Consider the following 15,312-nt stretch of genomic DNA (forward strand, 5'->3'; position numbering starts at 1 on the left):
AATTTTTATTGCGCAATCTGAAATTTTTTTGCAGCATGAAGGCCTGGTGAGGAAACAACCGATGGTCGTCAAGGTCGAAAGCGGGAAGCGCGGCACGCCCAGCCGGCGCGTGCGGCTCGAAGACGTCGCCGCGCGCTGTGGCGTATCCGTCAGCACGGCATCGCGGGCGCTTGCCGGCGGCAAGGGCGTGCGCGGCGACCTCCGGTCGGCGATCATCGAAACCGCCAGGAAGCTGAATTATACGATCCCCACTTCGATCGCCGGCCGCAAGGTGATCCTCGCCGCAAGCAACGCTGCGATGATCGACTATGGCCGCAACCAGTTCACCTTCTATGTGCTCGACGGACTGAACGAGCGTGCAAAAACTCTCGGTGTCGAGCTGGTGCCGCGCTCGATCGCCGACGCCGATGATCAGATCGCGCTGCTCGATGACGCCAGGCAAGACAAGAGCGTCGTCGGCTGCCTGTTTCTGACGCTTGACGACGAGGCGGTGCTGACGCTGACCGGCGGTTTCGGCAAGCCGATCGTGCTCATAAACGGCGACGACCCGGCGATGCACCATTCGAGCCTGACGCCATGCAACCGCTCGGCGGCGCATCTCGCGACGCAGCACCTGCTCGACCTCGGCCACCGGCGCATCCTGTTCCTGATGCGACGCGGGCGGCGCACGATCGAGCGCCGCTTCGAGGGCTGGCAGGATGCACTGCGAGAGCGCGGCCTGGCGGCCGGCGAGCTGGCCGTGGAGGTGGCGGATTGGCTGCCGGACCTTGCGGCCGAAGCGATCGCGCGGCGCATCGAGACGCGCGGCCTCGACTTCACAGCTGTGCTCGCCGCGGGCGACAGCCTCGCTATCGGCGCGATGATGGCGATCCGGAAGTCGGGTTACGAGGTGCCTGCCGACGTGTCGGTCATGGGCATGGATGACCTTCCGCAGGCGGCTTTCCAAAACCCGCCGCTGACGACGATGCATATCCCGATGCGCGAGATCGGCGCGGCGTCGCTCGACCTGCTGCTCGCCGATCTCGGCGGGGACCTGCCGCCGCGCCGTATCGAATTCGCCTGCCATATCGTGCAACGCCAGTCGACCGGCCCGATTCGCGCCTGAGACGTATGGTTCACACGGCTGTCCGGGCCAGGCCATCACTACATCGATGGGGTCACGTTCGAACCGTCTTCGAAGCGTCCGTAACCTCCGCCGAAGAAAAGCAGAGGTTCGCCGTCTCGCAACGTCGCGGCAGTTACGCGGGCAACGACGATCAAATGGTCGCCGCCCTCATGCCCGGATATCCGCATGCATTCGAACCGCGACAGGCAGCCACCCAGCAGCGGCACGCCGGCATCGTTCAGGTCGTGCGGGAGGCCGTCGAAGGCTTGACCGACGCGAGCGAAGCGCTGGCTCAGCTCGATCTGCTCCGCGCCCAAGACATGAACCGCGAAATGCTCGCAACCTGCGAAGGTGGCAAAGCGCCTCGAATGCCGGCCGATCGACCAGAGCACGATCGGCGGGTCGAGGGACACCGATGCAAAGCTGTTCGCGGTGATGCCGACGGGACCATCGGGCGTCATCGTGGTGACGACGGTGATACCGGTCGCAAACCGGCCGAGTGCGTCGCGGAACTCGCGCTTGCGGTCGGGGCCGGGCACGAAGCTTTTCATCGGTTGCTGCTCGGGGTTGAGGAAGTGGTACATCAGACGCCCGCCTGGCCAAGGGCTGCGGTGGAAGCTTCAATCTCGTTGAGGCGCATTCGCATCATCATCATCATCGCCGCTCCCCGGTTCCGAGCGGAGTCGGCGGGGTGATTTCCGGCACCCGGCCATAGGCATGCGGCAGCGAGCAGGTGTTGATGTTCGGCAGCACGCGCTTGCCGAAGGACATGGCCTCGTCGAGATGCGGATAGCCGGAGAAGATGAAGGCGCGGATGCCCATTTTCCGGTATTCCTCGATCTCACACATGACTTGATCGGTCGAGCCGACGATCGCGGCGCCGCAACCGGAGCGTGCGCGGCCAACGCCGGTCCACAGATGCCGCTCGACATAGCCTTGTGCGTCGGCGCCGGCGCGGTTCTTTGCCTGGTGCGCGACGCCCAGGGATGTCGCGTCCAGTGCGCGGCCGCGGATAACGCTGCCCTGCTCGTCGTCGAGTTTCGAAACCAACTCCTCGGCATATTCGCGGGCTTCGGCTTCGGTGTCGCGCACAATCACGTGGACGCGTAGGCCATAATCCAATGTGCGGCCATGGGCGGCTGCACGCTCGTGAACATCACGCATGCGGTGCGCCAACACGTCCTTCGCCTCCGGCCACATCAGATACACGTCACACTGTGCGCCGCAGAGTTCGAGCGCGTCGGGCGAATAGCCGCCGAAATAGAGCAGCGGCCCGCCATTCTGTTGGTAGGGCTTTGCGGGGTCGGAGGTTACTTTCCCGAATTGGTAGACCTCGCCCTGATGGTTGATTTCGTCGCGCGTCCAGGCCTGACGCAGGATCTCGATGACCTCGCGCGAACGCTGATAGCGGAAGCGGCTGTCGGCGAGTTCGCCGGGAAAGTCGGAAGAGATGACGTTTATAGTCAATCTGCCCTTTAGCATGTGGTCGAGCGTTGCGAGCGTGCGCGCCAGCATGATCGGTTGCATTTCGCCGCAACGCACCGCCGCGAGAAGGTTGATCGAATGGGTTATCGGAGCGCAGCCCGCCACGAAGGACAGAGTATCCTGGCCGACCTGATAGGACGAGGGGCACAGGATATTGCGAAAGCCCAGTCCTTCGGCTGTCTTGACGATATCGGAGCAGTGCTCCCAACTCGACCGCAGCGCGCCATCCGGTACGCCGAGATAGCGGAAATCATCGGAGCACAAAGCGGAAAACCACGACACTTCAGCAGCATCGAGATCTGCGGACGTCACCGGAACGACCGTCAATGTCGGCACTCCTCGTTGTCAGAGACTGGATTTCCCTGTTGCATATCATTCGTGTTTGTGTAGATCAATAGTGTATCAATTTTGCGTTGGAGACAATGTGACCACGTCCAGAAACGCCTATGCGCTTCCGATGCATCAAAAGGTCAGCGAAATGCTGATTCGCGAGATTGCGGCCGGGCGGATGATTGAGGGCGAGAAGCTTCCGCCGGAGCGCGACATGGCTGCGGGGCTCGGAATAGCGGTCGGTACTTTGCGCAAGGCGCTCGGTGATCTCGAGCGCAAGGGCTTGCTCAGTCGCATCCAGGGTTCCGGCAACTACGTACGTTCGCAACCTGACGTGGCCAGTGTCTATTCCATGTTCCGGCTGGAACTCCTGGAGGGAGGCGGGCTGCCGACGGCGCGCGTTCTGTCAGTCGATCGGCTGGCGAAACCGATGGACCTGCCGGTGTTCGGGTCGAGCAGCGAGGCCCATAGAATAAGACGGCTGCGGAGCCTCAGCGGCAAGCCGGCGGCGCTGGAGGAGATCTGGCTCGACGGTTCCCGCGCGGAGACGGTTGCTATCGAAGAACTGTCGGATTCACTCTATCTCTACTACCGCAAGGCGCTCGGCATCTGGATCCTGCGTGCAGAGGACCGCGTCGGGGTCGGCCAGGTGCCGGGATGGGCGCTGCCTGAATTCGGCCTCGCGCCGGGCGCCGCCGCCGGCTTCATCGAGCGTACCGGCTGGATGCAGGACGGCGCCAGCGCGGAGTTTTCCAGGACCTGGTTTGATCATGGCGTCGCACGCTATGTCGCGCGGCTGCGATAGGGAACTGATATGGCGAAGCACATTTCCTACGGCATCATCGGCTGCGGCATGATGGGGCAGGAGCATCTTCGCAATATCGCGCTGCTGCCCGATGTCGGCGTCGCGGCGGTCTTCGAGCCCGACGCGACAATGCGCGCACGCGCGGCAGACCTTGCCCCGCAAGCGTCGATCGCCGGCTCGGTCGCGGAGGTGGCGGCCGATCCGCGCGTCGACTGCGTGCTCATCGCCAGTCCGAACTATGTGCATTTCGCGCAGCTTAGGGAAGTCGCTGCTGTCCGTGCGCTGCCCATCCTGGTCGAGAAGCCGCTTTTCACCGATCCGGTCGACGCAGCCGCGGTGAAGGCGTTCGCCGCGACTTTCACCGCACCAGTCTGGGTCGCGATGGAATACCGCTATATGCCGCCGGTCGCTCGATTCATCGAGCAGGCGCAGGACGCCACCGGCGGCATCCGGATGCTGACAATCCGCGAACATCGCTACCCGTTCCTGGACAAGGTGGCCCACTGGAACCGCTTCAACCGTCGATCGGGAGGCACGTTCGTCGAAAAATGCTGCCATTTCTTCGATCTCATGCGGCTGATCCTGAAATCGGAACCGGTAAGAATCATGGCGTCGGCCGGACAGGAAGTGAACCATCTCAACGAAAATTATTATGGCGAGACACCCGATATCTGGGATTGCGGCTACGTGCTGGTCGATTTCGCCAGCGGCGCGCGCGCCATGCTGGAACTATGCATGTATGCAGAGGGCGGCCGCTATCAGGAAGAGATCAGCGCCGTCGGTGCGCGAGGTAAAGTCGAATGCCTGGTGCCGGGTCCCGGCCGCTTCTGGCCAGCTCATCTCGGTGCGGCGCCGACGCCGCAGCTGATTGTCAGCCCGCGCTTTCCGCAGGGACCGTACACCATCGAGATCCCGATCGACCCACAATTGTTGACGGCCGGCGATCACAACGGCTCGACCTTTTATCAGCATCAGCGGTTCTGCGCCGCCCTGCGGGGCGAGGGGCCGGTTGAGGTGACGCTGGATGATGGCTGGAAAGCTGTCGCCATGGGTATCGCCGCACAATTGTCGGCAAACCAGGGCACGGCCATTTCCAACCCACTCGATGCCTGAGAGAGCGCAAGATCCACGGCGTGAGCCGCCTAAAGCGCGCCGCGTTTAACCGGCCTCATGCGACGTGCTTTAGGTTGTTGTTTTTATGCATGTCGTTGTCGCAAAACCGCTGCACACTTTTGCGCGACATGCATTAGTGGGATCAAGTCAACCCTTGCCTCCGATTGCCGCTATGGTTCGGACCAGCCTGTCCGCGACACAGGTCGATGCTCCAGCCGCCATGAGCATCTGCGGCAGGATCAACCATTCCAGGGTCCAGGCTGCACCAGAGCGCTCTTGCTCATGGATCAGCGCGTGATGCATTCCCGACAATTGGACTGCGTTGTAGCGGGCAAGCGTCACCAGCATCTCGGCGTCGATGGGATTGCGCTTGTGCGCCATGGCCGACGACGAACCGCCGCCCGCCCGTTGCAGCTCGTCGCCTGCCTGCGCCATTAGTGCAATGTCCTGCCCGAACTTGCCGAGGCCTCCCGTCACAAGTGACAGCCAGCTGGCCAGCTCAGCGATGCGGTCGCGCTGGCTGTGCCATTGCGGCGCGTCGCCAAGGCTTAGCTGCCGGGCCAGCGCGGCACGGAGGGCGGCGCCCTTGTCTGCAAACTTCTCGAGTGTCCCGGCGGCGCCGCCGAACTGGACGACGAGAACCGATCCCCGCACCGATTGAAGCCGCTCGTGGTGGCGCACGAGCGGTTCGCGCCAGCTTGTGACGCGGTCGGCTACGGAAATCGGAATCGCTGCCTGCATTCGGGTTCGGGCCATCAGCGGGCGATCGCCAAACCGATGGCCGAGATCGGCGAAGGCGACCACCAGTGCCGAAAGCCGTTCTTCCAACAGGTCGATACAGGCGCGAATTCTCAGGATCATGGCCGTGTCGATCACGTCCTGGCTGGTCGCACCGAAATGCACATGCTGCGAATGCGGCTCTCCGACAGCATGCCTGATCTGCCGCACGAGTTCCGGCACCATGACGCCGTCGCGCGCCGTTGCGTCCCTCAGGGCCTGGATTTCCGGCCGGAAGTTGTCGAGGACGCGCCCGATGGCGCTTGCTGCAGCCGCCGGGATGATGCCGAGCGCACCTTCTGCGTCGGCGAGCGCCTTCTCGAATTGCAGCATCGTCGCAAGTTCGGCCTCGACGCCGAGCAGCGTCGCCATCTTCTCATCGCCGAGAAGCCCGGACAGGAGGGGCCCGGACAGAAGGGGATTGTCGAATGCTGCGATCATATGTCGAAGAAGACCGTCTCTTTGATGCCCTGGAGATGAATGTCGAACTTGTAGATGTCGCCATCGCGCGGCGCGACCAGCGTTGACACGCGCTCTTTCTGCTCAATGCGCATCAGGACGGGATCCTCGGCGTTGGCGGTTTCCTCATCGCCGAAATACATACGGGTGTGAAGGCCAATGTTGATTCCGCGCGCGACGATCCAGACCGTCAAATGCGGCGCCATCTTGCGGCCGTCAAAAAACGGCACGCGACCGGGTTTGATGGTTTCGAACAGGCATTCGCCCGTCGTCATGTCGGTGGGCAGCCGGCCCCAGCCGGTAAAATTCGGGTCGGCGGAGCCGCGCAGATCCGAGGGCGAATTGTAGATGCCGGCGGCGTCCGCCTGCCAGATCTCCACGAGCGCGTCCTTCAGCGGCGAGCCGGCGCCGTCGATCACTCGGATGTTGACCCTGATGCGTTCGCCCCTGGTCTTGTCGTTGACCATCGCGGTGCCAAGGTCGCGTTCATAGACGCCCGTGATACCGGCAAAGTTGGGCGTCAGCCCGATATGGACGTAGGGTCCCGCGGTCTGCGAGGCGCTTTCCTTCAGCCGGCCGAGAGCCTGGACCATCAGTTGCCCTCGATGCGGTTTTCGAACAGCGTCGAGCGGCGGCCGCGCAGTACAATGTCGAATTTGTATGCGCGCGCATCCATCGGTATCGTTGCCTCCATGTCGAGTGCGGCGGTGAGGCCTTCAATAGCGCGGCGGTCGTTGATGGTCCGCACGATCGGGCACCTCCAGATCATCGGGTCGCCCTCGAAATACATCTGGGTGATCAGGCGCTGCGCGAAGCCGTGCCCGAAGATCGAGAAATGGATGTGCGCTGGACGCCAGTCGTTGGGTCCGTTGGGCCAGGGATATGGCCCCGGCTGGATCGTGCGGAAACAATAGGAGCCATCCTCGCCGGTGATCGTGCGGCCGCAGCCGCCGAAGTTCGGATCGAGTGGCGCGCGATAAGTCTCCTTCTTGTGTCGATAGCGTCCGCCGGCGTTGGCCTGCCATACCTCCAGCAACGCACCGGCGACGCCGATGCCGCGCTCGTCGAGCAGGCGGCCATAGACGAGGATGCGTGGCCCGATCGCGCTTTCGCCCCGCCCGGCAAAATTGTGTATGAGGTCATTGTCCAGTTCACCGAGAATACTTTGGCCGAAGACCGGCCCGGTAAGCTCCGACAGCGTGTTGTCGAGGGAAAGAAGCGGCCGTTGCGGCGAGCGCAGAACGGACGTCTTGTAGGCCGGCGTGAAGGCCGGCGGATGCCAGTTGCGGTCGCGCGGAAAGAAGGTACCGATTTCCGGCGTGCGGTTGGCGGGAAAGCGCGACTTGGTCATGATTAGCCGGCTTGAGCGTCGATTTCGTCGAACGTCTTCCTGGCGATCTTCATCGCATGATTTGCCGCCGGTACCCCGGCATAGATTGCCACATGCAGCAGCGCCTCGCGTATGTCGTCGCGCGTCGTCCCGGTATTGACGCTGGCGCGGATATGCATCGCAACCTCTTCGTCCTGCTTCAGCGCGGCGAGCAGCGCGATGGTGATCATGGAACGCTCGCGCCTGGTGATGTTCGGCCGCGACCAGACGTGGCTCCATGCAGCCTCCGTGATCAGTTCCTGGAAAGGAATGTCGAATTCGGTCTTGGCCGCCTCTGCGCGGTCGACATGGGCGTCACCCAGCACCGAACGGCGCGTCGCCATCCCTTCGACGTATCGCTCGCCGTGTCGTGGCTTGCTCATTTGCGCTCTCTTGGCATGTCGTTCAGGAAGCCACGGATCAGCCCGGCCAGCCTTTCCGGCTGCTCGACGCATGGGATGTGGCCCGCACCGGAGATGACCTCGAATCGTGCGGCGGCGATTGAGCGGGCCAGCGATTCCACCAGTTCAGGCGGGGTCGATCCGTCCTGATCGCCGACAATGCAGAGTGTCGGCACTTTGATCGCGGCGGTCGTCGCGGTGAAATCGGCGTCGCGGATAGCCGCGCAGGCAGCAGCGTAGCCGGCCGGATCCTGGCGCGTCAGCATCGTTTTAAAACCCGCCAGTTCCTCGCCGCGATTGTTATGGAAATCCGGCGTGAACCATTTTCGCATCACGTCGTCGGCAAAGCTGGCGATGCCCTCCGACAGGGTCGCGTTGATGCGCCCGTTCCACATCTCGACTGTGCCGATTTTCGCTGCCGTATCGCAAAGGATCAATCCCTCGATCAAATCCGGCCGCGTCTTGTAAAGGCATTGCGCAATGACGCCGCCGATCGAAAGCCCGCAGATCACCGCGCGCCTTACGCTGAGATGGTCGAGCAGCCCTGCAAGGTCCGTCGCATGGGTCTCGATTGTTTGCGGCGCGCCACCCAGTTCGCTCAGGCCGTGTCCGCGCTTGTCGAACGCAACGGATGTACAGTCGTCGGCCAGCCTTCGCTCGACCTCGTTCCAGATGCGCATATCGGTGCCGAGCGAGTTCGCGAAGACGACCGTCGGCCTGCCAGTCTTGGGACGATGCCGGTAGTGGATCGTCGCGCCATTGATGCGAGCAAAGTTCATATCCGTCATAGCTTTGGCATTCCTTTGGGCCGCATCAGCCGTTTTTGCGCGGCAATGCGGAATGGTGCGTTCGGCGCACCATAGCCTGCATACGCGCCGCGCCGTTCAACGAACTCGATAATGAATCCTTCTCCGAATGTCGGCGCATAGAGCTGAAAAAATTCGCCGTTGTCGTCGCGGTCATAAAGGATGTTGGCCGAGCGTAACCGATCGGCGACCTCCGGATCCAGACCGAAGCGCGCTTCTACGTCGTCGTAGTAGTTCATCGATATCTGAAGCGGTTCGAAGCCGTTGGCCTGCAGCTTCGCCGCCGTCGCAAAGATGTCATCCGTCGCGAGTGCCAGATGCTGGACGCCGGAACCAAAGGTTTCGGCGATGAAGTGGCCGGCCAGGGTGCGGTGACTCTCGGCGCCGTTCAGCGTGAGGCGGAAGCGCTTGTCCAGACCTTCGATGACCTGGCTGCGCACGAGGCCGGCCGGATCGACGATGTCGACCATCGGGGTCTTGGTCGTCCTGAAGATCGAGACATAGAACAGCAGCCAGCTCGGCATCTCCTCCTGTGCCATGGTCTGCCCGACATGATCGATACGGGTGAGGCCGACGCCATTGCCGGAACTTGCCGACGTGACCGGCGTGAACTCCATGTCCCAGACCTTCGCCAGGTCGGTCTTGGCATCGAGGAAGTAGATCAGTCCGCCGCCGACGCCGCGGATCGCCGGGATCGACAACTCGCCGGGCCCGACACGCTGGTGAAAGATCTCCGCGCCCAGTGCCTCGGCGCGCGCCACCGTGGCGGCGGCGTCCTCGACCTTCAGGCCCATCGCGTATGCCGACGTGCCATGGACAACAAAGGAAGAATGGGCAAAGCCCTGCCGCTCGGTATTGATGACGATATTGATCTCGCCCTGGCGGTAGAGCGTGACCTCCTTCGAGACGTGCCGACCGGCCTCGACAAAGCCGAGCATGCGCAACAGCGATCCAAGCCGTCCGGCGTCCTGGCGATCGGCCGCGAACTCGATGAACTCGACCCCTGCAACCCCGATGCGGTCGGGCATTGGCGGGATGGCCATCTCAAGTGCCGGTTCTTCACGCCGCACCTGGTCCATCAACCATACGAGCGAACGCCGTCCGTCGACGGAGATCGCCTTTGCCGACCCGCCACGGAACTGGTCGTTGAAAATCTCGAGCGACAGATAGCCGTCATAGCCGGTTGCCGCGACCGCCTGCATGAACTGTCGCACCGGCAGATCGCCTTCACCTGGCATGTTGCGAAAGTGCCGGCTCCAATAGAGCAAATCCATTTCGATCAGCGGCGCGTCGGCGAGTTGGACAATGAAGATCTTGTCCGCGGGTATCGAACGGATCGAGCCGAGCTCAATCCTGCGGGCCAGCGTGTGGAAGGAATCGAGAACCAGCCCGACGTTCGGATGGTCGGTCCTGCGCACGATTTCCCAGGCATCGCGATGATCGTTGACGTGACGCCCCCAGGCCAATGCCTCGTAGCCGACGCGCAGACCGCGCCTGGCGGCGCGCTCGCCAAGCTCGCGAAAGTCCATGGCCGCCCGGTCGATCCCGCCAAGCGAGACGGGCGACACCGACGAGCATACCAGCATCAGATCAGTGCCGAGTTCCTGCATGACGTCGAACTTGCGCTCGGCACGATCGAGGGCGCGGTTGCGCTGCGGCTCCGGCAACCCCTCGAAATCCCTGAACGGCTGGAAGAGCGTTATGGTCAGACCTGTGTCACCAGCCATTCGGCCGACGTCGCGCGGCGAGCCGTCAAAGGCGAGGAAATCGTTCTCGAAGATTTCGACACCGTCGAAGCCCGCGGCGGAAATTGCCGCGAATTTCTCCGCCAGGTCACCGGCGATCGACACCGTCGCGATCGACGTCTTCAAACGCGCCTCCTCCCCGGCTTGTCGTGAACGAACCAGTTCGTACATAACTAAGGCAACGCTGGCAGCACCGCAAGTTTCGGCCGCTCAGCGTTCTGCGGGAGCTTCGTCCTTCGCGACAAAACGCAACAGCATCTCCACGCTGTTGCGTTTGAGCCGCTCGAGTTGTGCCGGCGCGCCGAAGTCGCGTCCGAAGATCATCGAAAAGGTGGTGCGATTGGAAACGTTGAAGAAGCACAGCGCGCTTACTTGCCAATGGAGTTCGATCGCGTCGAGTCCCGGCCGGAAGACCCCGTCTTCGACACCGCGTGAATAGATGCGAGAGATGTGGTCGATCGCCGTCACGTTCAGTTCGCGGATCGCATCCGATTGTTGGAGGTATTGGCCGTGATGGATGTTCTCGATCATCACCATGCGGATGAATTCCTCGTGTCGGTGATGGTGGTCGAACGTGAACTCCACCAGGCGCGTCAGTGCCGCCACGGGGGGCAGACCTTCGATATCAAGTTGAGCCTCGCCCTCGCGCACCTGACGATACGCGTTCTCGAGCGCGCGCAGGTAGAGACCTTCCTTGTCGCCAAAATAGTAGTAGATCATGCGCTTGCTGAAGCGTGTGCGCGCCGCGATCTCGTCTATGCGCGCGCCCGACAAACCGTTCAGGGCAAACTCCTTGGAGGCGATCTCCAGGATGTTGCGGCGCGTGCCCTCAGGGTCCTGGATACGCGTCGTGCTCGCGTCCGGCTTCGGCTTTCGTTCTTTCTTGATAACGGCCATGCAGTTGAGTTCCCGCCCCGGCGTGCCGGCATTTGACTAAACTAACCAGTTAGTACATTATTCGCAAATCGCGACAGGCTCATTTATCGGCGCGTTTGGCGTGAACACAAGGGCGCGATCCAGGGGCGATCCGGGAATTGCCGCATTTGGGCTGGGAGGCGGCCCGCACAGGGAGGAATTTCGCGAGATGGACGACAGCCTTGTCGACCTCCTTTGCCGTCTTGCCGACGAGCACAAGGGCGCCGCCGGCGGCGACAACGAAAAGGTCGTGATTGGCCTCGTCGGACGCGGTATTCAGTCCTCGCGCACTCCCGGCATGCACGAGCGTGAAGCCCGGCGCCTCGGCATCGGCTATTCGTACCTTTTGCTCGATTTCGACAGGCTCGGATTGCCAGACGCGGCGATCGGCGACTTGATCGCGGCGGCGGAAATTGCAGGCTTTCACGGCCTCAATATCACGCATCCGTTTAAACAGGCTGTCATTCCCGTCCTCGATGCATTGTCGCCGGAAGCGCGCGTGATAGGCGCGGTGAATACGGTCGTCTTTGCTGGCGGACGCAAGGAAGGCCACAACACCGACAGCTGGGGTTTCGCGGAGAGTTTTCGCGAAGCGATGACAGGCGCATCGATGGGCTGTGTCGCAATGTTCGGCGCCGGCGGAGCGGGCGCCGCAGTCGCAAACGCGCTGATGCAAATGGGCGTTGGCCGGCTGTTGGTCCTCGACAGCCAACCCGGTCGCGCCTCGGATCTTGCGTCGCGCATGGGCGCCTTGTTCGGCGGTTGCGTCGAGACGTGGCCGGACCCGGCCGCAGCCGTGCGCATGGCAAACGGCATCGTCAACACGACCCCGGTGGGCATGGCGAAATACCCCGGAACACCGTTCGACACGGCTCTTCTGACAGCCGAAAAATGGGTCGCCGACATAATCTACTTTCCGACCGAAACAGAGTTGCTGGTCGCAGCCCGTACGATCGGCTGCAGAACGCTGCCGGGCATCGGCATGGCGATCCATCAGGCAGTCCGCGCGTTCGAGCTGTTCACCGGGCGCAAGGCCGACCGCCGCGCCATGGCAGATCATTTCGAGGCCGCCGCATAAGGCAATGACGCCTATAACCATATGAAGACCATAGGGAGGAAACCGACATGAAAGCTGAAATGAACCGACGCCTGTTTATGGTCGCCGCCGGCGCACTCGCCGCCGCGACCGCCATTCCCGCCTTCGCCCAGGACAAGCCGAAGCTGCGTTTCTCGGCCGTGTTCTCGGAACAGGACATCCGGGCCGAGATGATGAAGATGTTCGCCGAAGCCATCAAGGACGACTTTGCCTTCGAGGGTTATTACGGCGGCAACCTGTTCAAGCAAGGCACCGAACTTGTCGCCATCCAGCGCGGCAACCTCGAGATGGGCAACGTTGCCCCGCAGGACATCTCCAAGCAGATTCCAGCGTGGTCCATCGTCACCGCCGGCTACCTGTTCCGTGACGCTGCGCACGTTAAGGCGTTCTTTGCCAGCGATGCCGGCGCGGAGCTGAAGAGGATGACCGAGGACCAGCTCGGCGTGAAGGTGCTCGGCCCTACCTATTTCGGCCTGCGTCAGGTCGGCCTGAAACCGGACAAGGAAATCAAGACTCCCGCCGACATGGCCGGCATCAAGCTGCGCATGCCGGGTGGCGACGCCTGGCAATTCCTCGGCCAGGCGCTCGGTGCGAACCCGACGCCAATGGCCTACGCCGAGGTCTATACCGGCCTGCAGACAGGCGCGATCGATGGGCAGGACAACCCGTTGCCCAACGTCGAGAACATGAAGTTCTACGAGGTCATGTCGCAGATCGTATTGACCTCGCACCTTGTCGGATTCGACCTTCTCAGTATCTCGAAAAAGGTGTGGGACGAGATGGGGGCCGAGAAGCAGGCAAAGGTCCAGGCCGCGGCGGACAAGGCGATCGACTTCTCGACAGAGAAACACCTGACGCGCGAGAAGGAACTCGTTGAAACATTCAAGGGCAAGGGCCTGAAGATCTACGAACCCGATGTCGCAGCATTCCGCAAGCATGTGCAGGAGCAATATCTTGCCTCCGACCTGGCCAAGGAATGGCCTGCCGGGATGGTCGACAAGATCAACGCGCTTTGACGCGACGAACGCGCCGGCCGGTCCGCTTGCGACCGGCTGGCCGGTTTGGCCAGACGCTCGTCAGGGAGGCATCATGAACCCGGGATTGAGAAAGGTCGGCGGCTGGCTCTACCGGCGCGCCGAGAACGCGATCGCCATCGCCATCGGCGCCATGTTCGCCGCGTTTCTGCTGCAGGTTGCTTTTCGCTACCTTCTCAACTGGCCGACCGGCTGGAGCAACGAGCTCACCGTCGTACTCTGGATCTGGGTTGTGCTGTTCGGCGCAGCGTTCGTCGTTCGTGAAGAAGAGGAAATCCGTTTTGATCTCCTCTACGCCACAGTCGGTCCGGACATCAGGCGGGTAATGACGCTTGCCTTCGCAATCGCTCTCGTCGCGCTCTATGGCTGGTCCTTTCCGGCTGTCTTCAGCTACGTGACCTTCATGAAGGTCGAGAGCACCGCCTACCTCAAGATACGCTTCGACTGGCTGTTCTCGATCTATCTCGTCTTCGTGGTCGCCGTGATCGCCCGTTACCTGTGGCTGGCGTGGCGTGCTCTGCGCGGCGAAGCACCGGCGGAATTCGACCCCACGAAAGCGAGCTCCGGCGTATGAATCTCGCGAGTCCCTTTTCGCTGTCAGTCGTTGCGATCACAGCGCTGGCCCTGCTTGGCCTGCCGATCGGTCACTCGATGATCGCCGGGTCGATCCTCTATCTCTGGCTTGCAGGGCTCGACATGGGCACGTCGGCCGAGCAACTCCTCAACGGGCTCTACACAAGCTACATTCTGCTTGCCGTACCGATGTTCATTCTCGCCGCGGAGTTGATGAACGCCGGGACCATGACCGACCGGCTGCTGCAATTCTGCAACGCCGTCGTCGGCCGTTTCCGCGGCGGTCTGGCGCAAGTCAACGTGCTGCAGTCGATCATCTTCGCCGGCATGTCCGGCTCGGCCATCGCCGACGCCGCGGGCACCGGCAAGATGATGCAGCAACTCATGACCAGGGATGGCAAGTACCCGGCGAGCTATGCCGCTGCGCTGACAGCCGTCACCTCCGTCGTCGGCCCGATCATTCCTCCGTCGATTCCTCTGGTCATCTACGCGCTGATCTCGGACGCATCCATCGGCTACCTGTTCATTGCCGGTATCGTGCCGGGCCTTCTTCTCGCCCTGTCGCAGATGATCATCGTCGCCATCGACGCGCGCCGGAAGAACTTTCCGGTCGAGAAGCCGGTGCCGCTCAGGGAATTGCCGGGGATCACCTTGCGCGCATTTCCGGCGCTGATGCTGCCGGTCGTCCTGCTGGTCGGCATAAGGGGCGGCGTGATGACCCCGACCGAGGCCGCGGCGGTCGCCGCCGGCTACGCGCTGCTCATCTCGGTCGCGATCTATCGCAGCGTGACGCCGGGCCAACTCTACCATGCGCTTCTCAACAGCGCCCGCACCACGGCCTCGATCGGCATGCTCATCGCCGGCGCCCTGGTGTTCAACTACGTTGTCACGGTCGAGAACATTCCGCAGTCCCTGTCGGTGATCCTGAAGTCCTGGGATCTTTCGCCGATGGGTTTCCTGATCCTGGTCAACATCCTGCTGCTGATCCTGGGCTGCGTGCTGGAAGGGACGACCATCCTGCTGGTAATCGTGCCGGTGCTGATTCCGACGGCGCAGGCGCTCGGTGTCGACATGGTGCATTTCGGCGTAATGGTCGTCGTCAACATCATGCTCGGGCTCGTCACCCCGCCCTACGGGTTGCTGCTGTTCATCATGACCCGCATCGCAGAGGTGCCGCTGCGCGACCTGGTGCACGACGTAATGCCGTTTCTCTACGCCATGATTGCCGCCCTGATGCTGATCACCTTCTTCCCATCGCTGGTGCTGTGGCTGCCGCGCCTGCTGGGCTATCAAGGATAG

General features: G+C 62.5%; 16 protein-coding genes. 7 read left to right on the forward strand and 9 right to left on the reverse strand.

From position 1 onward, the window contains the following. Window positions 1-61: 61 nt before the first annotated feature. Complete coding sequence (locus tag AC0L2V_RS14090; protein WP_473520388.1) at window positions 62-1,105, forward strand: LacI family DNA-binding transcriptional regulator; 1,044 nt, start codon at window positions 62-64, stop codon at window positions 1,103-1,105. Window positions 1,106-1,143: 38 nt separating this feature from the next. Here the strand turns inward: AC0L2V_RS14090 and AC0L2V_RS14095 are convergent, their stop codons facing one another. Both AC0L2V_RS14095 and AC0L2V_RS14100 read right to left on the reverse strand, forming a co-directional pair. Continuing rightward, the gene (locus AC0L2V_RS14095) at window positions 1,144-1,689 is read right to left on the reverse strand and encodes a flavin reductase family protein (RefSeq protein ID WP_473520389.1); all 546 of its coding nucleotides are present in this window, start codon (window positions 1,687-1,689) and stop codon (window positions 1,144-1,146) included. 70 nt (window positions 1,690-1,759) lie between these two features. Further along, window positions 1,760-2,917, reverse strand: coding sequence for an LLM class flavin-dependent oxidoreductase (locus AC0L2V_RS14100; protein ID WP_473520390.1), 1,158 nt, complete (start codon window positions 2,915-2,917; stop codon window positions 1,760-1,762). A gap of 130 nt (window positions 2,918-3,047) precedes the next feature. On the opposite strand from AC0L2V_RS14100, the gene AC0L2V_RS14105 reads away from it, so the two are divergent. After that, window positions 3,048-3,725 (forward strand): GntR family transcriptional regulator, encoded by a 678-nt coding sequence (locus AC0L2V_RS14105; protein WP_473520444.1) that lies wholly within the window; start codon window positions 3,048-3,050, stop codon window positions 3,723-3,725. 9 nt (window positions 3,726-3,734) lie between these two features. Continuing rightward, window positions 3,735-4,838, forward strand: a complete 1,104-nt coding sequence (locus AC0L2V_RS14110) for a Gfo/Idh/MocA family protein (protein ID WP_473520391.1) — start codon at window positions 3,735-3,737, stop codon at window positions 4,836-4,838. A gap of 147 nt (window positions 4,839-4,985) precedes the next feature. On the opposite strand, the gene AC0L2V_RS14115 is transcribed toward AC0L2V_RS14110, so the two are convergent. From AC0L2V_RS14115 to AC0L2V_RS14145, 7 genes are all read right to left on the reverse strand, one after another. Further along, entirely contained in the window at window positions 4,986-6,056 is a 1,071-nt protein-coding gene (locus tag AC0L2V_RS14115; protein WP_473520392.1) for a 3-carboxy-cis,cis-muconate cycloisomerase, read from the reverse strand. Next, window positions 6,053-6,667, reverse strand: coding sequence for a protocatechuate 3,4-dioxygenase subunit alpha (gene pcaG, locus AC0L2V_RS14120; RefSeq protein WP_473520393.1), 615 nt, complete (start codon window positions 6,665-6,667; stop codon window positions 6,053-6,055). The genes AC0L2V_RS14115 and pcaG overlap by 4 nt, the downstream gene beginning before the upstream one ends. Beyond that, a complete protein-coding gene (gene pcaH / locus AC0L2V_RS14125; RefSeq protein WP_473520394.1) occupies window positions 6,667-7,425 on the reverse strand; it encodes a protocatechuate 3,4-dioxygenase subunit beta in 759 nt (252 codons plus the stop codon). The genes pcaG and pcaH overlap by 1 nt, the downstream gene beginning before the upstream one ends. A gap of 2 nt (window positions 7,426-7,427) precedes the next feature. After that, window positions 7,428-7,826 carry a 4-carboxymuconolactone decarboxylase gene (pcaC, locus tag AC0L2V_RS14130; protein ID WP_473520395.1) on the reverse strand — a complete coding sequence of 133 codons (399 nt, stop codon included), beginning with the start codon at window positions 7,824-7,826 and terminating at the stop codon, window positions 7,428-7,430. Next, window positions 7,823-8,623, reverse strand: coding sequence for a 3-oxoadipate enol-lactonase (gene pcaD / locus AC0L2V_RS14135; protein WP_473520445.1), 801 nt, complete (start codon window positions 8,621-8,623; stop codon window positions 7,823-7,825). The genes pcaC and pcaD overlap by 4 nt, the downstream gene beginning before the upstream one ends. Before the next feature lie 5 nt (window positions 8,624-8,628). Continuing rightward, a complete protein-coding gene (locus AC0L2V_RS14140) occupies window positions 8,629-10,521 on the reverse strand; it encodes a bifunctional sugar phosphate isomerase/epimerase/4-hydroxyphenylpyruvate dioxygenase family protein (RefSeq protein ID WP_473520396.1) in 1,893 nt (630 codons plus the stop codon). A gap of 84 nt (window positions 10,522-10,605) precedes the next feature. Then, entirely contained in the window at window positions 10,606-11,292 is a 687-nt protein-coding gene (locus AC0L2V_RS14145) for a TetR/AcrR family transcriptional regulator (protein WP_473520397.1), read from the reverse strand. A gap of 187 nt (window positions 11,293-11,479) precedes the next feature. Here AC0L2V_RS14145 and AC0L2V_RS14150 point away from each other — a divergent pair, with 187 nt between their 5' ends. From AC0L2V_RS14150 to AC0L2V_RS14165, 4 genes are all read left to right on the forward strand, one after another. After that, window positions 11,480-12,388: a shikimate dehydrogenase gene (locus AC0L2V_RS14150; RefSeq protein ID WP_473520398.1), complete on the forward strand. Its 909-nt coding sequence runs from the start codon at window positions 11,480-11,482 to the stop codon at window positions 12,386-12,388. A gap of 47 nt (window positions 12,389-12,435) precedes the next feature. Continuing rightward, entirely contained in the window at window positions 12,436-13,422 is a 987-nt protein-coding gene (dctP, locus tag AC0L2V_RS14155; protein ID WP_287219686.1) for a TRAP transporter substrate-binding protein DctP, read from the forward strand. Between the two features lie 73 nt (window positions 13,423-13,495). Then, window positions 13,496-14,014 carry a TRAP transporter small permease gene (locus AC0L2V_RS14160; RefSeq protein ID WP_091595709.1) on the forward strand — a complete coding sequence of 173 codons (519 nt, stop codon included), beginning with the start codon at window positions 13,496-13,498 and terminating at the stop codon, window positions 14,012-14,014. Further along, the gene (locus AC0L2V_RS14165; RefSeq protein WP_091595707.1) at window positions 14,011-15,312 is read left to right on the forward strand and encodes a TRAP transporter large permease; all 1,302 of its coding nucleotides are present in this window, start codon (window positions 14,011-14,013) and stop codon (window positions 15,310-15,312) included. The genes AC0L2V_RS14160 and AC0L2V_RS14165 overlap by 4 nt, the downstream gene beginning before the upstream one ends.

This window comes from Mesorhizobium sp. WSM4814, assembly GCF_055811595.1.